This window comes from Oligoflexia bacterium, assembly GCA_034439615.1.
Classification (GTDB): domain Bacteria; phylum Bdellovibrionota; class Bdellovibrionia; order JABDDW01; family JABDDW01; genus JAWXAT01.
Genome location: JAWXAT010000005.1, coordinates 1 through 18,668, shown reverse-complemented (window position 1 = coordinate 18,668; position 18,668 = coordinate 1). Strand labels below are relative to the sequence as shown.

Annotated in this window: 22 protein-coding genes and 1 tRNA gene; 13 read left to right on the top strand and 10 right to left on the bottom strand. The window is 39.7% G+C overall.

The genetic code is table 11. The features are described 5' to 3' along the window. Positions 1–196: 196 nt before the first annotated feature. Together SGI74_01265 and SGI74_01260 are read left to right on the top strand one after the other, a co-directional pair. Positions 197–418, top strand: coding sequence for a hypothetical protein (locus tag SGI74_01265; GenBank protein ID MDZ4676110.1), 222 nt, complete (start codon positions 197–199; stop codon positions 416–418). A gap of 52 nt (positions 419–470) precedes the next feature. Further along, positions 471–938, top strand: a complete 468-nt coding sequence (locus SGI74_01260; protein MDZ4676109.1) for a FliG C-terminal domain-containing protein — start codon at positions 471–473, stop codon at positions 936–938. Here the strand turns inward: SGI74_01260 and SGI74_01255 are convergent. Genes SGI74_01255 through SGI74_01245 form a run of 3 tightly spaced genes read right to left on the bottom strand, consistent with a single transcriptional unit; the run spans position 935 to position 4,494 of the window. Next, positions 935–2,011, bottom strand: a complete 1,077-nt coding sequence (locus SGI74_01255; GenBank protein ID MDZ4676108.1) for an ATPase, T2SS/T4P/T4SS family — start codon at positions 2,009–2,011, stop codon at positions 935–937. The two genes, SGI74_01260 and SGI74_01255, sit on opposite strands and share 4 nt — an antisense overlap. Continuing rightward, positions 2,008–3,339, bottom strand: coding sequence for a hypothetical protein (locus SGI74_01250; protein MDZ4676107.1), 1,332 nt, complete (start codon positions 3,337–3,339; stop codon positions 2,008–2,010). Before SGI74_01250 ends, SGI74_01255 begins: the two co-directional genes overlap by 4 nt. Positions 3,340–3,393: 54 nt before the next feature. Beyond that, the gene (locus SGI74_01245) at positions 3,394–4,494 is read right to left on the bottom strand and encodes a hybrid sensor histidine kinase/response regulator (protein ID MDZ4676106.1); all 1,101 of its coding nucleotides are present in this window, start codon (positions 4,492–4,494) and stop codon (positions 3,394–3,396) included. Positions 4,495–4,630: 136 nt separating this feature from the next. Here SGI74_01245 and SGI74_01240 point away from each other — a divergent pair, with 136 nt between their 5' ends. After that, positions 4,631–6,535 (top strand): hypothetical protein, encoded by a 1,905-nt coding sequence (locus SGI74_01240; protein ID MDZ4676105.1) that lies wholly within the window; start codon positions 4,631–4,633, stop codon positions 6,533–6,535. Positions 6,536–6,539: 4 nt separating this feature from the next. Here the strand turns inward: SGI74_01240 and SGI74_01235 are convergent, their stop codons facing one another. The 7 genes from SGI74_01235 to SGI74_01205 form a co-directional block, all read right to left on the bottom strand. Further along, entirely contained in the window at positions 6,540–7,598 is a 1,059-nt protein-coding gene (locus tag SGI74_01235; protein ID MDZ4676104.1) for a hypothetical protein, read from the bottom strand. Beyond that, complete coding sequence (locus SGI74_01230; protein MDZ4676103.1) at positions 7,595–8,083, bottom strand: hypothetical protein; 489 nt, start codon at positions 8,081–8,083, stop codon at positions 7,595–7,597. The genes SGI74_01235 and SGI74_01230 overlap by 4 nt, the downstream gene beginning before the upstream one ends. Further along, positions 8,080–8,358 carry a hypothetical protein gene (locus SGI74_01225; GenBank protein ID MDZ4676102.1) on the bottom strand — a complete coding sequence of 93 codons (279 nt, stop codon included), beginning with the start codon at positions 8,356–8,358 and terminating at the stop codon, positions 8,080–8,082. The genes SGI74_01230 and SGI74_01225 overlap by 4 nt, the downstream gene beginning before the upstream one ends. Before the next feature lie 29 nt (positions 8,359–8,387). Next, entirely contained in the window at positions 8,388–9,104 is a 717-nt protein-coding gene (locus SGI74_01220; protein ID MDZ4676101.1) for a hypothetical protein, read from the bottom strand. Continuing rightward, positions 9,094–9,468 carry a hypothetical protein gene (locus SGI74_01215; protein MDZ4676100.1) on the bottom strand — a complete coding sequence of 125 codons (375 nt, stop codon included), beginning with the start codon at positions 9,466–9,468 and terminating at the stop codon, positions 9,094–9,096. Before SGI74_01215 ends, SGI74_01220 begins: the two co-directional genes overlap by 11 nt. Continuing rightward, positions 9,440–9,673: a hypothetical protein gene (locus SGI74_01210; GenBank protein MDZ4676099.1), complete on the bottom strand. Its 234-nt coding sequence runs from the start codon at positions 9,671–9,673 to the stop codon at positions 9,440–9,442. Before SGI74_01210 ends, SGI74_01215 begins: the two co-directional genes overlap by 29 nt. Before the next feature lie 144 nt (positions 9,674–9,817). Beyond that, positions 9,818–10,057: a hypothetical protein gene (locus SGI74_01205; protein ID MDZ4676098.1), complete on the bottom strand. Its 240-nt coding sequence runs from the start codon at positions 10,055–10,057 to the stop codon at positions 9,818–9,820. A 207-nt stretch (positions 10,058–10,264) separates the two neighbouring features. On the opposite strand from SGI74_01205, the gene folD reads away from it, so the two are divergent. The 10 genes from folD to SGI74_01155 all read left to right on the top strand — a co-directional run bounded on the left by folD (position 10,265) and on the right by SGI74_01155 (position 18,403). Continuing rightward, complete coding sequence (folD, locus tag SGI74_01200; GenBank protein ID MDZ4676097.1) at positions 10,265–11,122, top strand: bifunctional methylenetetrahydrofolate dehydrogenase/methenyltetrahydrofolate cyclohydrolase FolD; 858 nt, start codon at positions 10,265–10,267, stop codon at positions 11,120–11,122. Beyond that, positions 11,119–12,000, top strand: coding sequence for a methylenetetrahydrofolate reductase (locus SGI74_01195; GenBank protein ID MDZ4676096.1), 882 nt, complete (start codon positions 11,119–11,121; stop codon positions 11,998–12,000). Before folD ends, SGI74_01195 begins: the two co-directional genes overlap by 4 nt. Continuing rightward, positions 11,993–13,084: a glycine cleavage system aminomethyltransferase GcvT gene (gcvT, locus tag SGI74_01190; GenBank protein MDZ4676095.1), complete on the top strand. Its 1,092-nt coding sequence runs from the start codon at positions 11,993–11,995 to the stop codon at positions 13,082–13,084. The genes SGI74_01195 and gcvT overlap by 8 nt, the downstream gene beginning before the upstream one ends. A 17-nt stretch (positions 13,085–13,101) precedes the next feature. Beyond that, a complete protein-coding gene (gene gcvH, locus SGI74_01185) occupies positions 13,102–13,494 on the top strand; it encodes a glycine cleavage system protein GcvH (GenBank protein MDZ4676094.1) in 393 nt (130 codons plus the stop codon). Between the two features lie 14 nt (positions 13,495–13,508). Then, positions 13,509–16,391: an aminomethyl-transferring glycine dehydrogenase gene (gcvP, locus tag SGI74_01180; protein ID MDZ4676093.1), complete on the top strand. Its 2,883-nt coding sequence runs from the start codon at positions 13,509–13,511 to the stop codon at positions 16,389–16,391. A gap of 34 nt (positions 16,392–16,425) precedes the next feature. Beyond that, the gene (locus SGI74_01175; GenBank protein MDZ4676092.1) at positions 16,426–16,746 is read left to right on the top strand and encodes a hypothetical protein; all 321 of its coding nucleotides are present in this window, start codon (positions 16,426–16,428) and stop codon (positions 16,744–16,746) included. A 133-nt stretch (positions 16,747–16,879) separates the two neighbouring features. Next, positions 16,880–17,218: a hypothetical protein gene (locus SGI74_01170; GenBank protein MDZ4676091.1), complete on the top strand. Its 339-nt coding sequence runs from the start codon at positions 16,880–16,882 to the stop codon at positions 17,216–17,218. A 152-nt stretch (positions 17,219–17,370) separates the two neighbouring features. After that, positions 17,371–17,455, top strand: a tRNA-Leu gene (locus SGI74_01165). 307 nt (positions 17,456–17,762) lie between these two features. Beyond that, positions 17,763–18,086 (top strand): type II toxin-antitoxin system RelE/ParE family toxin, encoded by a 324-nt coding sequence (locus SGI74_01160; protein MDZ4676090.1) that lies wholly within the window; start codon positions 17,763–17,765, stop codon positions 18,084–18,086. Between the two features lie 5 nt (positions 18,087–18,091). After that, the gene (locus SGI74_01155; GenBank protein MDZ4676089.1) at positions 18,092–18,403 is read left to right on the top strand and encodes a hypothetical protein; all 312 of its coding nucleotides are present in this window, start codon (positions 18,092–18,094) and stop codon (positions 18,401–18,403) included. Positions 18,404–18,668 lie beyond the last annotated feature (265 nt).

Below are 18,668 nucleotides of genomic sequence, written 5' to 3'. Positions count from 1 at the left end.
TCACAAATTATTTTCTGCTTAACATAAGTTTATCCATACGCCTTAATTTGAATTCAGCCAAGATATTAAGGGGTTTTGAACACCACTTTAGTCCTGTTAAAAAAATCGACAAAATAATAAAATACAAGACTCAAGTTTAGTCCTGACCCGCCGATAGTTAATTATAAGTTCTTTCCAGAACACATGGAGGTGGCTCATGGAGAAGATCAGTAAGATTATTCCGGCGTCGACGCGGCAGGTTTTGATTTCTGGAGAAATTCCAAAACCAAGACGGATGACTGAACCAAATGCGGTAGAAAGCGGACCAGCTTTTCAACGTGTGGTTTCGAGTCCGTTACCAGTCACACCGATAACAGAAACAGCAGTTAAGGCAGAAGCGCCGGCCGGGTTTGGTCAGCGACTTGATTTAACAGCGTAATAAATGCAGTGCTTGTCATTGAGCCCTGCATAACGGGGGAGGAGTTTTTCCTATGTCAATGCTTGCACGTTATCGCAAACCAGGTGGTGTTCAGCAGCTATTAGCTCTTTTGGAAACTTGCTTAAGTAAAAAAAGAGAAAATTTGATCAATATGATCATCGCTGAAGATAAAGAATTTGGCACTATGATAAAAAGCAAAATTCTTACAACAGAAAAAATATTTAAATGGGATCCACTCGTAGTTTGTGAAGCCACAACACGATTGAGTGAACGTACATTAGCGATTTGTCTTAAGGGTCTCCCGCCCGAAGCCTTTGCAATTGCAACACATACACTTCGCGATCTCAAAAAGCGTGAAGTTACAAATCTTCTCGAGATATTAAAACCTACTCCCATCGAGATTGAATCAGCTCATATCAAGCTTGTCGAAATAGTGCGCACTCTTGAAAAAGAAGGTTCACTAAAATTAGATGAGAATGATGTTCCACTTAAACAAGGAAGCATGATGAGGGCATCTTAAATCAACGGATTTAAGAGAAAGCCAAAGCTTTCAAAACTTGAAATTTCAACGGCCTGAGTAATTTTTCTCAGGCCGTTTTCTTTTTGTACGACAATAATTATCCCTATTGCATCAGCAATAAGTTGTCTGACTGTTAAAATATCCCATTGAGGTGCTGCTCTTGAAACAAGACTTTCTAAACGCCTCAGTGCTTGAGCCGCGGTGGCCCCATGAAGCGTACACATTGAGCCTTGATGCCCAGTTGCCAAAGCGTCTAATAGTACTAAAGCTTCGGCCCCTCTCACTTCTCCTACAATAATGCGATCAGGTCGCATTCTTAAACTATGTCGCAAAAGCGTTTGAAGATTAATCGCAGGGTACATATCGTCAGGATTCTCACGGGTAACTAAATTCACAACATGGGGGCCAAGTTTTCCAATTTCAGCAGTATCTTCAAGTGTAATAATACGCTCTTGCTCGGAAACACAACTAAGGGCTGCACGCATGAGAGTTGTTTTACCAGAACCAGTAGAGCCGCAGATGAGAATGTTTTTTTTATCAGTGATCCATCCTTTAAATTTTATAAGCATGTCATTAGTTAACATACCTGTATTTACAAGATCATTTAGTGTCCATTTTCGAAATGTGTGACGACGAATACTTAAAGTTGGAACTTCGGTCACAGGGGCAAGGGCAATGTGAACTCGAGTACCATTATCAATTGTGCCATCAACAAGCGGGTGACGAGCGTCGGCAGTTTTGTCCATTTTTATAAGAAGCCTATGGATGAGTCGATTAAGTGTAATTTCTGATGTGAATTGAGAGTTGTGGAAATGTAATTTCCCATTTTTTTCATAATAGATATGCTGATGTCCGTTTACCAGTATTTCTGTGATCAGCTTGTCTTCCATTAATTCTTTAAGCGGCCCATAACCTTCTAGCTCTTCAAAGAGTGATGTGAAAAGTTTAGATGATTCATGGTTATTTGATATAATATTTTTTTGAATATTCTTTTTGAGAAGACTTTCTAAGTTTTCTTCTCCCATATCTCCTAATGTATCTTGAATAATTGAATAAGCTTTTTCATGCATCATAAGTCATCATCACTCCACTGAGGAATTTGAGGAGGCTTTTGATTTGTGTCGTAAGGTGAAATCACTCGTGGTGTTACGAACACTACAAGTTCGGTTTTACTATCTTTATAATCTCGGCTTTTAAAAAGTTCTCCCAGTATAGGTATTTCTCCCAAAAGTGAGTTCGATGTAGTGCTTCGACCCAATTCGCTCTTAATAAGACCAGAGAGAGCAATTGTTTTTGAACCATTGAGATCAAAATGAGTTTCTATGCGATTGGTGAATAACCCGGGGATTCCATCAATAACGCGACTGTCATCAATTAAACTAACTTCGGTTACAAGTTTTGTTGAAATGCGATTTTGATAATCTGCAAGTGGAGTGATGTCTAAAATCACACCATAACGCTTCCAAATAACATCGTGAATTCGAGTATTCATTATTTTAATTGGAATCTCGCCGCCAGCAACAAAGTGAGCTGCTTCACCGCTTCGGCATAAAAGCTTTGGGTTCGCAAGCACTCGGCCGCCGCCACGAGAAGAGGCAGCATTAAAAACAATATCTAACGGATTAAATGCAAAAGCTGCTGAACTGAGATCACTCGTGGGGATTACAGTAGCAGAGTAGCTGCCTGGTAATTGAAGGCCTAAAGTGCTTAACGAGTTTTTCTTCACTTCAGCGATAACCACATCAATTTCAATCATAGGTTTTAATTCTAAAGCATGAGTAGATTTTGCCTTTGGTAAGCCCCAATCTTCAATAACCTCGTTAACGGCTGTTTTTTCTTTTTTATTCATATTTGATTGAATTGAGATTTCTCCGTTGTCGTTTTCTGTCCAGGCTGAAGAAATTGAGCGTTTATTGAGGTCGTCATTCACTGCCTTTTTCAACGCAGGTTGAAGTTCTTGTGAAAGTTTAACTTCGCTTTTAATTTGCGACTTAAAAAGTTTTTTATACTTGTGAAGCACTTGCCAATCCGAGAGTCGAAATGCTTCTCCTTGTAATAAAATGTGATTGGTGTTGATTAAGAACGTGATTCCGTGAACATTTTTTAACCAATGAGATATCTGCGCTTTTGCTCTCTTAAGTTTTGAACTGTGAACAACTATCTCAATATTTGTTTTACCACCTTTGGTGAAAACGTGAGTGGTGCCTATGCGAACTGCTGTAATCTTTATTGCACCTTTTATGATGCTTACTTTGGCAGCCTTGGGATTCGTCACAGTCATTGTAGTCATATGACTTATGGGCAGTATTTTTTGTTCCCCAGGGCTAAGTGTTACTAATACGTTTTCACACCAAGCGCTTTGAGATAGTAGAGTTAAAGAAATTAATATTGTTTTCCACATGCCTTTTAGATGTGCAAACTATGCGTAGGCTTTAAAATGAATATAATGAGTGCTTTAGGCATTTGTCCGGAGGTGAAATCCGACGGACGTCTGATTCCCATGGGAATCAACAACTAAGAGCGAGCCATGGTGTTTAAGGAGGCTTTGGCAAACAGAAAGTCCGAGGCCCAAACCTTGGCTGTGATTCATGATGTCTTCGTCAAGTGTAAAGGGCTTTAGGATCTGCTGAATTTTAGATTGAGAAATAGGTGCGCCGTCATTTGTTATTTTTAAAGTTACACCATCTTTATCATCGCTTGTTGAAATGATCACTTCGCTATTCTCAGTCGAAAATTTCAAAGCATTGTGCAGAATTTTTTTAAATACCTTTTTAATCACAGTAGAATCGTAAAAAGCATTATTTGCTTTTAGATTTGATTTTATTTTTAATGATCTTTTTTTAACCAAATCTTTAAACTCATCTGTTGTGTTATTAATTAATTCACTCAAATTTGATTTAGATTTATTCAGTTTTGTCTGGCCCGTTTCTGCACCTAAAAGATCTAAAACATCAAAAATTATTTCACTCAAACGATTTGTGCCTTGCGATATTCGAGAAACATATTTTTTAACATCATCTTTGAGATTTTCCTCTAACAAAAGTTCAGTGAAAGAAGAAATTGTAGTCAGCGGAGTTCTAAGCTCATGCCCTATGAGTAACATAAAATGACTTTTTGCCTGATCAAGGCTTTTGAGTTCTTCAAGGGCTTGTTCTAATTTTTTATTTTTCTCTTTGAGTTCAAATTTTAAATCAAAAGTCTCAAGTGCTTTTTTGACGATAATATCTAAATCAATTGGGTCCCAAGGTTTAGTAATGTATCGATAAATTTGACCATTGTTAATTGCGGCAATGACAGATTCCACATCTGTATAGCCGGTTAATAAAATTCGAATAGCATCAGGTTGAAGTTTTTGGGCTCGTTCAAAAAGTTGAACACCAGTCATTTCAGGCATGCGCTGGTCACTTAAAATGAGGTGAACCGATTCTTGATTTAAAATACGAAGGGCGTCGATTCCTGAGGTGGCCTTTAAAATTTTATATTGCTTACGAAATTGGCGCTCAAGAGAATCAATGATGTCCTTTTCGTCGTCGACGACGAGAATAATGTGTTGCATGTCTAAATTTTAGTCAAAAAAATGATAAAGAACCAGACCAGGTGTCGAAACCTAGATTTAAGTCCTAAGCCATTAAGTTCATTTGCAAAGGTGTCGAGAAGAGTACTGGAACCGTACATCTATAGGGAGCAGGTTCATGAAGAATGTTATGAATATTTTAAGTTTCTCACTGGTGGTTATCATTGGCTTCGGAGCAGAAGCCCAAGTTGGTTACGGCCAACAAAACATGATGTACCAACCAGGTGGACAACAGTTTTTGCAACAACAATGCGATTACGGTGGTAAACCTTGGAAGGGCCATAGAAAAGACGACATCATTGAGCGTAATCATGAACTAAAAAGGCTTAAGAAAAATTCTGAAAGATTATCTAAGGCAGCTAAAAAAGCTCAAGAAGCATTAGATAAAGCTCAGAAGAACTTTGATAAAAAGTCAGATGCACTTCTAGGAAAATTAAAAGACACCATCACAATCAGCTCATTTGACAAACTTGTTGAAGGTACAAATAAAGTTAAAGCTAGTCAGGGTCAAAAAGACGAACTGAAATGCGAAACCGTGATGACTACCAGATCTTCACGTCAAAGTTGTAATGAAGCTATCAATAGTTCAAGAGGCAAAGAAATCGGAACCGCCGAATTATGTGTTCCAAGTACAGTCAAAAAAGAAAATGATCTTTCTGGCTGTCGCACAGCTGCAAGTGAATATGAAGAAGCAAGAGAAACATTGGCTAGTGTCCAAGAAGATTCAGTTCCGATAATTCGTGAAGCAGAAGAAGCATCTGGTGACTTTAACTCAGCTTACGACAATGAACGAGACGAATACGATATCGATGACGAAGATATGCGCGCCGATAATGCTGGCACAAACTGCCGCGACTGTGATGGAGCGCGTGGTTCATACAAACGCCCATGGACAAGTTATATTCCATTAGCCGTCGGTGCTGGGCTTGGAATTTACGCAATGAAAAAACAAGGCGAGTACAACCGCTATGCAGCAGATATTTTAGCTGAGGAAGGTTACGTTCCACCAGATTCAGCAGCGACATCACCCTTTTCTGCGGGGTTTCCATTTTTCGCCTACGGTCTTTACGGATCAATCAATGGCGGAACGGGAAGTGGTTCTTACGGTTGTTCACAAATGTATAATTCTCCATTTCCTCCCGCTGGTCAGTTCCATGGCATTAACGGTAATGTCTATAATGGAAACGGCTATCCAAATAGCGGTGGAATGTATAATCCAGGTTTTATGAATCCATACGGATATTTTGGCCCGAATGGCGGACAAGGTGCTGGCATAAATGCTGGTGTGTACGCAAACTTTGGCGCCAATGGTCTTCCACCATGGCTCGCAGCTATGTACGGAGCCGGTGGCCCTGGTGGCCCCGGTGGTATTGGTGGGAATGCATCGATGAATCCATTTCTTGCAGGCAATCCATATATCATGGCGCAACTTGGTCTCAATGGTGGAGCTAACGGTCAGTTCGGGCCAAACGGTCAGTTCGGCCCCGGTGGACCCGGAAATTATGGTTGCTCTCCCGGATTTTCAGGAGGCTCTTTTTGTCCTCCAGGTTCAATGTATCCTGGTCCTCACACCACGTACCCAGGTGCAAACGGACAATTTAATCCATTTGGAAACTCGCAATTTAATCCTTCTTTTAATGGTTCCGGTGGATTTAATCCCTATGCAAACGGACAAGTGGGAAATCCATTTATGGGTGCAAATGCTTTTGGTGGAGCTCAATACAATCAAATCATGATGCAAGCTCAACAACAAGCCATGCAACAAATGATGGATCAACAGCGTCGTCAATCTGAACTTGAATACAATATCATTAAGAACATCATGGAATCCCAACAACAACTTGCCTGCTTAAGATCAGGTTCAATGAATTGTTTAAATGGCGGTTCTGGTGGTGGCGGTGGGTATAATGGTAGTCCATCCGGTTTTCAATTCGGCCTCGATGTAACTGGTGGAGTTAGAACCACACCATCTTATTTCAATCCCGGAGCAAATGTTCCAACCAATACATCTACAGGTCGCTAATAAATTATTTATTAGTGTGAGTTGGGACAATAACTGTTTCTGATTCTTGACTTTTCTTAACAGCGATCACTGTACCCGCAGTAACTAAACCAGCGCCTATCCAAAACCAAGGTGAGCGAACCATTTTTTGAAACCAAGATTTTTGTGTGGGTGCTTCAAAATTCTCAAATTGAGATGTCGTTACCGGTAAATACATTTCTAGTGGTTTTTTCTGCGTTGAATACCACTTTTTGCCATCATATACGCGTTCACATACAGTACCTTGAAAACGAGCTAGCAATTTTATTTTGGAAGGAAGTTGTTTCCCTACATAGCGTGGATGATCACAATCACCTGTTACTACTGGTTCAAATAAAAAAGATATTTTGGGAATTTTGTCACTCTCAGATATATTAATTTTTTGAACTACCCATTGTGAGCCAGGGGAAATTGCCGCAATTAAATGAATACCAGGTAATACTGAAACCTCACAATTAGCCTGCGAACAAAAAATTCTTCGCCCATCAATGTAAAGGATGTCGTTTGGATTGGTGTTAATGGTTAAAATTATTTTATTCATTTTAAATTTAACTGATTTTAATTTTTCTATGACCTGTGGCGAGAATTGCTGGTCTTTAAAATTCAAATTTTTTACAAAGCCCCGAGCCTGCTTCCACCAAGAGCCGGCATCTTGTTTTTTTAATACAGTGCTGATTTCAGCAATTCGAACTAAAGTCGCAAAAGTAATTTTTTCTATTCCGGCAACATTCGGTAGAGTTTCAAGTTGACCTAAAAGTTTTAAGTAAAGACCAAGGCTACCTTTAAAGTCACCTTTAAGGCTTAAATCTTTTGCCTTTTCTTCTTGCTGCAAAAGTGTCGTTAGTTCTTCTCTAGTAATTGGGTGTGCTAATTGGGCTTCATGCCATGAGATAAGGTCAATATCTTGAAATTCAGGCCTTCTAATATCCGCTAATTTAATCAGCTGATCACGTGATGATAATTGAGATGATGTTACCCACACTTGCTGTGCAAAACTCTCAATTGAAAATATACTAACTAAAATAATTAAAAATAATTTTTTCATAAATCCTCATCCACATGTATTTCTGTAAGTAAAGAGCTGCGGGGTTTGGGAATACTAAATTTCGTTACCCCCGAGTTAAGTGTCCGAATTGCTCCCCTGAGTTTCGGGCTACTAAAAATTTCTTGCAGTGTTCCGGCAATATCTGATGGAACCAAAGCACCAAAGAGGGCCCCATCTTCTTGAGGAAGTTTTAAAACCCTGAGATTTTGAGCTAAAGCTATTTTTTGTCCGGCTTTAAAAACATCAATAACGGCATTGCGATGAATCAGACTTGCTATTGAGTCTCCATTTGCCAGTTGTAGCGGAATCATAAGAAAACCTTTTGGAATTAATACGCTGACCTCTGTGGTTTCTTGCTCGGCTTGCGCCACAGGTTTTTGACCGATCCATAAACTCATGAGAACAGTTAAGATGAGTGTACCTAAAAGGATGTAATGTTCTTTGGTAAATTTATCATTTATTAGTTTTTGCAGTTTCTCTCTCATAACTTAACTCCCATTTCATTGTTAATTAGAATCTGCTCATGATCTTTTTCCATCAAAAGTAAAATATCTGTGCCTAAATTTGTTTTTTGAACAACTTGCCAGCCATTATCTTTGTAAGTTTTCTCAATTTTGCGCGCACTTTGTTTTTTAAAAAACATCAAATCTTTTGACCACATAATCTCAAAAGGCAATTCCTTACTTTTAAGAGGCGTTTGATGTTCAAGATGATGATGCCTAAAGTTTTTGAGCAAAATAAAACTTACCTGTGCACCCATGCTTATGAATAAAACCAAAGTAATAATACCTATAGCAGTTTCAATGAGGGCTTGTCCTTTGTGAGAAGTACTTCCCATGGCTCACCAATTCCTTTCATTTTGATATATGCATTGCAGGTTAAACTTAAGCTTGAATATTTTTTAAATTTTTCACCGTCGGCATTTTGCCAGGGTAATAAGAACTTCTCAGTTTCTAATTTCCCTGTGCCGATAAGCTTTGAACGTAATTCAAAATCAAATGGCAATTCCAGTGGTGCTCCAGTTTCATTTTCGTATCCTAACTTCTGATTAAGTAAGATTAGTGGCATTGCCGGATTCCAGCGAAACAAGAGTTTCCCACGATATTTTTTAGGCAATTGCTTATTGATGCGTGCAAATGATCGTGCAAGAGCTTGGCGCTTAATGTTTTGTTGGTTAATGGCGATGATTTTTTGAGAAGCAATTAAAGTTTTACGTGCTTGAATCAGAGCGGGGAGAAATTGAGGTTGGGTTGTTGCTGCAAGAATAAGTAGTTCAACTTCTCTTTTCATATCAATAATTTGTTTTGCATAGGGATTAAGTTTACCAAGTGTTTCAATTCCTTTGGCTTGTTCAGCAAGAGTATCAAGTGCAATTTGTGAGCAGAGATTTTCTGATTGGGTGAGTATAAGGGCTGATTGTCCTGATCGAACAATAACCCCGCTGATTGTGAGCAATACGGGAAATAATACTAAAAATAAAATCAGACTTTGCCCTTTATTTCCCATGGGATACTCGTTTGTATTCACTGGGTTCTAGGTCATAGCTCGCACGTATTACTAAACCGCTAAATTGTTGAGCGTTGATTTCAGTGCGCACGATTTGGCGTATTTTTTTTGTCTGTATGACAATATTTTTAAAACCAAAATAAGTTTTTAAAGCATTCCTTGTTTTGCTCTCACAAATGAGTGGATTTGTTTCAGTCACAAGACAGCGACTATGAGAGCTGGCTAAGCGAGCACACATGAGTGTCGCGAAACCATGAAGCAATACACTTGTCCCCATAAACATTACGAGTATGACGGCTATCGCTGAAACCAGAAACTCAAGACTACTTTGAGCCTTAATCCCCAGCGGCTTTAAAGAAATCATCGAGCCCTCGTTTTTGAAAATGTTCAGCTTTTACATTTTCAGTATTGAGCTCGACATTTTTATTTTGAAGAGCGTTGGTGATATTAGCAAAACGTACGTAAATGGTTTGCCCAAGCCCTCTCATGATTGCGATGCTTCCTACGCCAATGAGGGCCACAATAATGAGATATTCGATCAAACTTTGTCCGCGATTGTTTTTAATCATAAAATCCTCCGTCTACATGACGAAGTGCAAAGTAAAGTTTGGTTTTAGATTGATTTATAGAGATGTGAGTTGCAGGTGTCCGAAATAATACGGATGTTCGTTGTGAATCCGGACAAGGCGTTTAAATTATAATGGTTTTATATCTTAGTTTGCTGCGTTAGCTTTTTTTGCACTGGCACGAGCAGCCATTTTGATGACTTTACGTTTTGCAGCTATTCTCTCGATAATCTCAAGAGATTCTTTGCGCAGATCATTTTCAAATACAAATCGGTAAAAGCTTTCAACTTCAACAGAGGCGCGAAATTTTTTGGGATTTACGGGTGTAGTTTCACTTTGAATAAAGTCGATACTTTCGCCATCTTTTGAAATTTTAACTTTTTCCATGATTCGAATCTCCGTTATGAGGCTAGATAAGCCCGTATTAAAAACGCGTAACAAGCGTCAAAGCCACTATAATCAAATACTTACGTTGAGTCAACGGGCAATAAGTTCATGTGTGTAAGATCTCTAAACATGCTTGTCATAGACTCTTAGACGCGATAAAACTGTCAAGTTATTGAAATTTATCATCTTCACAATCCGGAGGCCCCCATGCTCCTGCTGGATGGACGCGCGGTTGCTAAACAAGTTAAAGAAGAAGTCGCAAAAGATTCTGCGCGCTTCAAACAAAAATATAAGCGCTCACCACAATTGGCGGTCGTATCTGTTGGTGATGACCCTGCCTCAAAAATATATCTGCGAAATAAAGAAAAAGCCTGCGCTGAGGTGGGAATACAATCTTTGAGATTCGCTTTAGATAAAGAAGAAAATCAAGAAGAGCTTGATTCACTAATCACACGCCTCAATACTGACACCGAAGTTAACGGCATACTTGTTCAACTTCCCATGCCTAAACATTTTAGCGTTGAAGCAGTTCTTAATGCGATGAATCCACTTAAAGATAGCGATGGTTTTCACCCAGAAAATTTAGGGCTATTACTTTCAGGGCGCCCAAGAGTGAAGCCGTGTACACCTTTTGGCGTTATGCGTATCCTTGAGCACTACAAAATTCAAGTCAGTGGCAAAAACGCTGTGGTCATTGGTCGATCAAACATCGTCGGTAAACCTATGGCCCAACTTTTATTAGCAGCTGACGCTTCAGTTACGATGTGTCACTCCAAAACCAAAGACATCAAACGATTTACTAAAGATGCAGACATCGTTGTTGTGGCAGCGGGTCAGCCAGAAATGTTTGACGCCAGTTATTTTGGTTCACACACATGTGTCATTGATGTGGGAATGCATCACATCGATGGCAAAATGATGGGTGATGTGGATTTTAAATCTTGTGAAGGTAAAGTTGCCGCCCTGAGCCCTGTGCCCGGAGGTGTTGGGCAAATGACCGTGGCCATGCTACTGAAAAATACTGTGGATTTAGCTTTTCACCAAGAAGCACACAGACTTTTATGACCTTTCAAGAAGCACTCCTGGCGGGTAAGAAAGTCATCACTGCTGAAGTTACTCCTCCTCACGGAACAGACCTTGAGCACTTTTACAAAAGTGCAAGGCTCTTTAAACCCTACGTGCATGCACTCAATGTCACTGATAATCAACGAGCACTTATGCGTATGAGTGGCCTGGCCTGCTCCGCACTTTTAGTGCGTGAAGGCATTGAACCAATTTATCAACTTACTTGTCGTGATCGAAATATTTTAGGTCTTCAATCTGATATTTTAGGTGCTAAGGGGCTTGGAATAAAAAACATTCTTGCTCTCACTGGCGACCCCGTAGCTGCAGGTGATACTCCCGATGCTAAAGGAGTTTTTCAGGTAGAGGCCGTTGGTCTACTAAACCTTATTAATAAAATGAATATAGGAACAGATCTTAACGGTAAAGAACTCAAAGGCAAACTGGGTTTATTTCCGGGGGCAGTGGTGAATCCGGGTGGACGAGCCATGGAACCACAAATTCGTCGCATGGAAAAAAAGATTAAAGCCGGTGCCCAGTTTTTTCAGACACAAATTGTTTATAATCGAACTTTGATGGAAGAATTTATGAAAAAGGTTCGTCCATTTGGAACAAAAGTTCTTGCTGGTATTTTATTAGTGCGTTCAATTAAAACAGCGCAATTTCTCCATGACAAGGTCCCTGGTATTTTTGTTCCCGATGAACTTTTTAAAAGACTTTCAGATGCGAAGGATCCAAGTGAAGAAGGAATTAAATTTGCCTCTGAGCTTGTGCGCGATTACTTAGATATGTGCGATGGTGTTCATTTGATTGCTATTAAAAATGAAGAACTCATCATTGAAGTTTTAAATAGAGCGGGAATCGGAAAATTAAATGAGTGAAATAAGAAAAACAGTTTTAAATGCCGAGCACATCAAACTAAACGGCCGCATGGTGGATTTTGCTGGCTGGCATATGCCTGTTCAATACAAAGGTGTCATTGAGGAGCACGAAGCTGTTCGAAAAAATGTCGGACTCTTTGATGTAAGTCACATGGGCGAAATTTTCGTTAAAGGCCCAAAAGCTCTTGAAACACTTCAGTGGCTTACGAGCAACGACGTTAGTAAACTTGAAAATGGCCAAGCTCAATATTCACTGCTTTTGAATCCTCAGGGTGGTTTGGTCGACGATATTTTTATTTATTGCATTGAAAAAAATACGAACTATCTCGTGTGTGTTAACGCTTCTAATGCTGACAAAGATTTTGAATGGATGAGCAGTAATAATAAAGGTGCTGTTATTGAAAACCAATCAGCTCAGTGGGCACAAATTGCCATTCAAGGCCCAAAGGCTCGAAAACTTCTAGGGCATATTTTAGGTGCGGAAGTTGAAGCTCTTAAGCGTAATGAGTTTAAAACTTATACACAACTTGGTCAGACTTGGTATGTGGCCAGTACTGGCTATACAGGTGAAGATGGATATGAAGTATTTCTTCCCAATGCTCAGGCCGTTAGCTTTTGGAACGATTTGTTAAATAAAGGCGAAGATCTTGGTGTTCAGCCTATTGGGCTCGGCGCTCGTGATACATTACGCACAGAGATGAAATATTCCCTCTATGGCAATGAAATCACGGCTCTCACCTCGGCATTAGAAGCGGGGCTTGGGTGGGTTATTAAGTTCTCAAAGGGTGATTTTATCGGTAAAGCGCCACTTGAAAAGCAAAAGCTCGCAGGTTTGAAGACTAAACTTGTAGGCTTTAAAATGGTGGAAAAGGGAATCCCAAGGCATGATTACCCATTGATTTCATTTGACAATATTGAAATCGGCAAGGTAACAAGTGGAACGATGTCGCCCACACTTAAAGAGCCTATTGGCATTGGATACGTTCCTGTGGAATTGTCACAAGAAGGAAAAGAATTTTTTGTTCAAATTCGAGGTCGAAACGTTAGGGCACATGTAGTAAAAACACCCTTTATACAGAAGTAAATTGTGAGGAGAAAACAATGGCCAATACCCCAGTTCCAACAGAATTTTTATACACAAAAGATCACGAGTGGGCACAAGTTGATGAAAACTTGGTCTCTGTAGGCATAACCGAATATGCACAAGATGCATTAGGTGAAGTTGTTTACGTTGAACTTCCTGAAGAAGGTCAAAAAGTTACGCAGAACGAACCTTTTGGCGTCGTTGAAAGTGTAAAAGCTGTGAGTGATTTATTTGCACCCATTTCAGGTACAGTTGTCGAAGTGAATGAAGTGTTAATGGATAATCCTGGCAGCGTGAATGATGATCCGTACGGAGATGGTTGGCTTATTCGCATTGAGATGGATAGTGAAAAAGAATTAACAACCTTAATGACCCCGGCTGATTACGAAAAACTTATTGTTAAGAAATAAAAATTAGGGGGGGTATGACCCAAGTTCCACGCCAAAATAAATCTGAAGATCCGTTTAAATCCACAGACGCTTTTGTAGACCGACATATTGGTCCCAACGAAGTAGAAATTCAGGAAATGCTGAAATCTGTGGGTTATGCTTCTTTAGACGAGCTGATTAAAAATGCCGTGCCTCCAGCTATTCGTACAAAAAATCCGCTAAAAACGGGAATTGCACTTAGCGAGTATGAAGCTTTAAGTGAAATGCGCGCCATTGCCAGTGAGAATAAGATTTTTAGAACATATATTGGCATGGGTTATAACGATTGCATCACACCTCCTGTCATTCAAAGAAACATTATTGAAAACCCTGGATGGTACACTCAATACACTCCTTACCAAGCTGAAATTGCTCAAGGGCGTCTCGAGGCACTTTTAAATTTTCAAACCATGATTATGGATTTAACAGGTATGGGAATCGCAAATGCATCCATGCTTGATGAGGGCACATCTGCTGCTGAAGCAATGACACTTTGTTTGGCGAATGCGGTTGAAGGTGCAAAAACTTTTTTTGTGTCTGAAGACTGTCATCCACAAACAATTGATGTAGTTCGCACTCGTGCAAATCCGCTGGGTATTGAAATTGTTGTCGGCGATCATCGAAAATTTAATTTTAGCGGAAATATTTTTGGCGTTTTACTTCAATATCCTGCGACTGATGGTGTTGTTTACGATTATGCAAGTTTCATTGCAAAAGCTCATGCAAATAAATCAATGGCCGTTGTTGCTGCTGATCTTTTGAGTCTATGTTTGCTCAAATCACCAGGTGAATTTGGAGCTGATATTGTTGTTGGAAACACACAGCGTTTTGGTGTTCCACTTGGTTTTGGTGGCCCCCATGCAGCTTACCTTGCGACAAAAGATGAATTTAAACGTCAAATGCCTGGCCGAATTGTTGGTGTCTCAATTGATGCTAATGGAAAACCTGCTTTGCGACTCGCTCTTCAAACACGTGAGCAACATATTCGTCGAGCAAAAGCGACAAGCAATATCTGTACAGCCCAAGTATTGTTGGCTGTTATGGCAAGCATGTATGCGGTTTATCATGGCCCTAAGGGGCTTAAGAAAATAGCTCAACGTGTGCATGGCTTAGCTTCAACTTTAGCTTACGGTCTTGAACAGTTGGGTTATAAAGTCGCCACTCCATTTTTTGATACACTAAAAATTGAAGTGGGTGAGGATCTCTCAAAAATTTTAAGTCATGCACAAATTCAAAAAATGAATTTTAGAAAAATCAGCAATACATGTGTGAGTGTAAGTCTAGATGAAACAGTCACAACAAAAGATCTTCAAGATCTACTTCAAGTTTTTTCATTAGGTGAAACAGTTCCATCAGTTGAATCACTCATAAGTAATGAAAAGGTATTATCCACAAATCTTTTACGTCAAACTGAATATCTGACACATCCCGTATTTAGCAAATATCATTCTGAAACTGAAATGCTAAGATACATGCAAAGACTGCAGGCAAAAGATCTTTCGCTCACCACATCAATGATTCCACTTGGTTCATGCACAATGAAACTTAATGCTACGGCTGAAATGTTTCCTGTGACTTGGCCAGAGTTTGGTAAGATTCATCCATTCGTGCCAGCAGAACAAGTAAAAGGGTATAGACAACTCACTGACCGATTAGAAACCATGCTTGCTGATATTACTGGTTTTGACGGAGTGTCACTGCAGCCAAATGCGGGTTCACAGGGCGAGTATGCGGGGCTTCTTGTTATTCAAAAATATCATCATAGTCGTGGTGAGGGGCATCGCGATGTTTGTTTAATTCCTAACTCAGCTCACGGAACAAATCCTGCTAGTGCAGTTATGGCAGGGCTCAAAGTTGTCGGTGTGGAATGTGATGCAAGTGGTAACGTGCGACTTGATGATCTTAGAAAAAAAGCTGAGCAATATAGTAAACAGCTTTCATCACTGATGATCACATACCCGTCAACACACGGTGTGTTTGAAGAAACGATCATTGATATTTGTAATGTGGTTCATCAACATGGCGGTCAAGTCTACATGGACGGCGCTAACATGAATGCCCAAGTTGGATTATGTAAACCGGGCGAGTTCGGCGCAGATGTTTGTCATCTTAATCTTCATAAAACATTTTGTATCCCTCATGGTGGTGGTGGTCCGGGTATGGGCCCCATCGGTGTGAAATCACATCTCACTGCATTTTTGCCAAGTAATCCCATGGTTAAAGTTGGTGGTGAACAATCCGTGGGAGCAATTTCTGCAGCTCCTTGGGGAAGTGCTAGTATCTTACCCATTTCATTTGTTTATATTTTAATGATGGGTGCACTCGGGCTTAAAAAAGCGACAGAGGTTGCAATTTTAAATGCTAACTACGTAGCTAAAAAATTAGATAAATATTATCCCGTTCTTTATAGAGGTTCTCATGGTCTTGTGGCTCATGAATGCATTGTGGATCTTAGACCATTAAAAGTCACAAGTGGTGTTGAAGTTATGGATGTTGCAAAGCGCCTTATGGATTACGGCTTTCATGCACCAACTGTTTCGTTTCCTGTTATTGGTACTATGATGATTGAGCCTACTGAGAGTGAAACTCAAGGGGAGCTGGATCGTTTTTGTGATGCCATGATTTCAATTCGAAAAGAAATCACAGAAATTGAAGATGGAAAACTTGATCGTGATGACAATATGTTAAAACATGCTCCCCATACAGCAGCCACTGTGATAGCTGATAAATGGGAACATCCCTATTCAAGAGAACGCGCGGCATTTCCCGCTCCATGGACTAAACAACATAAATTTTGGCCAAGTGTTTCGCGCATTAATGATCCTCATGGCGATCGCAATCTTATTTGTTCGTGTCCGACGATGGAAACCTACAGCTGACATGTGTTTTAAAGCTGGTCTGGTTTTTTTATTAATGTTGAGTTCAGTTTCTGCTACGGCATCAGCTTTAGCCTCAGCATCTGCCGTGAAAGATTTAAGACCGTTTGATATCAAAGCGGCAGATCATCAACTTCATGTTGCGGTTTCATACGGATTAACTTTTACGTTTACCGAAATTTTTCAAAAATACAAAACACCCCGCTTAAAATCTGTTTTGTACGCAAGTCTCACAACTTTTGCCCTAGGTGTAGCCAAAGAGACGGTGATTGATCGTGAAGTTGCGGCTGATGATCTTGTGGCAAATACGGTGGGAATTTTATTAAGCGATATCGTTGTACTTGCCTTTGAGTTTTGAAATTAATAGAGTAATCACTTTACGCCGACGTGGTGAAATTGGCAGACACGCCAGACGGGTTACACATATAATTCCCCTTTCTTATTAGTTGTTCCTTTGTTAGTTTAAATCAAATTTTTTAAAGGGACTCCTTATGGTGCAAAAGAAAAAAATCTTAAAACCAAAACCTGTTAAAATGAAATCCTCATCTTTGACCAAAGAAGAGATGGTCAATTACATTGGCACTATTTTTGAGAACCTCATTCTTGGCGTTAATGAAGTTAAATCAACTTTAACAAAACGTATTGATGATAAAACGCACCGTCTAGAAGTTCTAATGGAGCAAATTCATAGTAAGATTGATACAGCACTTGAAGTCTCCACCTCAGTGCTACAGCATGAAGTGGTTGTGAACAATCATGAACAAAGAATTACCCATGTTGAAACCGATCTTAACACTGTAAAAAAAGTTCTTAAAGACAACGAAGTTTGATCTATTCTTTATTTTTTCATTTTTAACTATCATAAATCTGCCGACTAGGCACACTCTGGGCACACAGGCGATTTTCAGATCAAAAAGTGATGATTTGACAGGCGCATAAAAGCTAGTTAGATTATTGAAATCTATAAAGTTTATCATCTTACGCCGACGTGGTGAAATTGGCAGACACGCCAGACTTAGGATCTGGTACCGTAAGGTGTGGAGGTTCAAGTCCTCTCGTCGGCACCAATCGTCCTGACAGACGAACCTCTACTCTCATGAGTACCTAAGGTTCCGTACCTAATCATTTTAGCCAACTCTTCTCTCTGTATTTTACCAATTACTTAATTCCACAAATTATCTAGAGCCTCCGCCCGTGAATTACCCCCTCCTGGTCCTTATCTTATTTAGTATTTAACAAACTTAAGTGTAGGTGTTCGAATAGCTATGTTTTTTTACGTTCTGTTTCTACCCAACCATTTTCCAACCATGGCTTTACCTGCTTTTGATGCTTGTATTTAGTTATCATATATGATACTTATATCACTGAAGTCAGATGCAAAAGCCTTTAACAGTTAAAGAATATGTCACAGATTCAGGCAAGTCTCCCTTCAGGGAGTGGCTTGACTCATTGGACAATGTTTTTAAGGCTCGCGTTCAGGCACGCATCTTTCGCTTCGAGTTAGGCAACCTGGGTGACTACAAGTCCGTTGGTGATGCCGTGCTCGAAGTTCGATTGGATTTTGGACCAGGTTTTAGGATTTATTTTGGTTTGGATGGTGGAAAAATAATTTTACTGCTCATGGGTGGATCAAAAAGCACTCAGAGTCGTGACATTAAAAAAGCTCAAGCTCTGTGGCTTGATTACAAGAAGAGGTAAGTGGTATGTCAAAAAGAAGCAAAGATTGGAATGAGGGATTAGCTCAAGATTTACAAAATCCCAAATTTGCCCGTGAGTTTTTATTAGCAGCCCTTAAAGAAGGCATCACCCTTCAAGAAGCTCTCGGTAAAATCATCAGAGCCATGGGAGTTAAAGAATTTTCCAAACAAGTGAAAGTGGCAAGTCCCAACATTTTACGTGCAATCAATCCCGCACATAATCCTACTCAAGACACACTCAACCGCCTTCTTAAGCCCCTGGGTTTAGAACTCACTGTTGCGCTCATAACTCCACATAAGAAGAAGAGAGTGGCGTAAAGAAATGCATGTCGTAATTGATACCAATATTATATTATTTTGGTTAACTGCATTCAGACAGAAATAGACATTTTGAATCACTAACTCCAGATCCAACCATCAACTATGCAACTCATTGAATTGAATTTGGTGCCTCACGTCCTAAGCTAGTAGAACACCTACTTATACAGCTTTAGCCAATAGTATTTCGTTTATGATGGTTTGATAGCCCACACCTCTTTTTTTAGCTTCTTTCTTAGCCCATTCTATGACTTTAGGGTGCAAT

What these genes read in the sequence shown, in the direction of transcription:
- SGI74_01170 (MDZ4676091.1), top strand. Translation starts at nt 16,880, where the DNA reads ATGGTGCAAAAGAAAAAAATCTTAAAACCAAAACCTGTTAAAATGAAA.
- SGI74_01175 (MDZ4676092.1), top strand. Translation starts at nt 16,426, where the DNA reads ATGTTGAGTTCAGTTTCTGCTACGGCATCAGCTTTAGCCTCAGCATCT.
- folD (MDZ4676097.1), top strand. Translation starts at nt 10,265, where the DNA reads ATGCTCCTGCTGGATGGACGCGCGGTTGCTAAACAAGTTAAAGAAGAA.
- SGI74_01220 (MDZ4676101.1), bottom strand. Translation starts at nt 9,104, where the DNA reads ATGGGAAATAAAGGGCAAAGTCTGATTTTATTTTTAGTATTATTTCCC.
- SGI74_01260 (MDZ4676109.1), top strand. Translation starts at nt 471, where the DNA reads ATGTCAATGCTTGCACGTTATCGCAAACCAGGTGGTGTTCAGCAGCTA.
- SGI74_01240 (MDZ4676105.1), top strand. Translation starts at nt 4,631, where the DNA reads ATGAAGAATGTTATGAATATTTTAAGTTTCTCACTGGTGGTTATCATT.
- SGI74_01155 (MDZ4676089.1), top strand. Translation starts at nt 18,092, where the DNA reads ATGTCAAAAAGAAGCAAAGATTGGAATGAGGGATTAGCTCAAGATTTA.
- SGI74_01245 (MDZ4676106.1), bottom strand. Translation starts at nt 4,494, where the DNA reads ATGCAACACATTATTCTCGTCGTCGACGACGAAAAGGACATCATTGAT.
- SGI74_01255 (MDZ4676108.1), bottom strand. Translation starts at nt 2,011, where the DNA reads ATGATGCATGAAAAAGCTTATTCAATTATTCAAGATACATTAGGAGAT.
- gcvT (MDZ4676095.1), top strand. Translation starts at nt 11,993, where the DNA reads ATGAGTGAAATAAGAAAAACAGTTTTAAATGCCGAGCACATCAAACTA.
- SGI74_01195 (MDZ4676096.1), top strand. Translation starts at nt 11,119, where the DNA reads ATGACCTTTCAAGAAGCACTCCTGGCGGGTAAGAAAGTCATCACTGCT.
- SGI74_01235 (MDZ4676104.1), bottom strand. Translation starts at nt 7,598, where the DNA reads ATGAAAAAATTATTTTTAATTATTTTAGTTAGTATATTTTCAATTGAG.
- SGI74_01265 (MDZ4676110.1), top strand. Translation starts at nt 197, where the DNA reads ATGGAGAAGATCAGTAAGATTATTCCGGCGTCGACGCGGCAGGTTTTG.
- SGI74_01160 (MDZ4676090.1), top strand. Translation starts at nt 17,763, where the DNA reads ATGCAAAAGCCTTTAACAGTTAAAGAATATGTCACAGATTCAGGCAAG.
- SGI74_01215 (MDZ4676100.1), bottom strand. Translation starts at nt 9,468, where the DNA reads ATGATTTCTTTAAAGCCGCTGGGGATTAAGGCTCAAAGTAGTCTTGAG.
- gcvH (MDZ4676094.1), top strand. Translation starts at nt 13,102, where the DNA reads ATGGCCAATACCCCAGTTCCAACAGAATTTTTATACACAAAAGATCAC.
- gcvP (MDZ4676093.1), top strand. Translation starts at nt 13,509, where the DNA reads ATGACCCAAGTTCCACGCCAAAATAAATCTGAAGATCCGTTTAAATCC.
- SGI74_01230 (MDZ4676103.1), bottom strand. Translation starts at nt 8,083, where the DNA reads ATGAGAGAGAAACTGCAAAAACTAATAAATGATAAATTTACCAAAGAA.
- SGI74_01225 (MDZ4676102.1), bottom strand. Translation starts at nt 8,358, where the DNA reads ATGGGTGCACAGGTAAGTTTTATTTTGCTCAAAAACTTTAGGCATCAT.
- SGI74_01250 (MDZ4676107.1), bottom strand. Translation starts at nt 3,339, where the DNA reads ATGTGGAAAACAATATTAATTTCTTTAACTCTACTATCTCAAAGCGCT.
- SGI74_01210 (MDZ4676099.1), bottom strand. Translation starts at nt 9,673, where the DNA reads ATGATTAAAAACAATCGCGGACAAAGTTTGATCGAATATCTCATTATT.
- SGI74_01205 (MDZ4676098.1), bottom strand. Translation starts at nt 10,057, where the DNA reads ATGGAAAAAGTTAAAATTTCAAAAGATGGCGAAAGTATCGACTTTATT.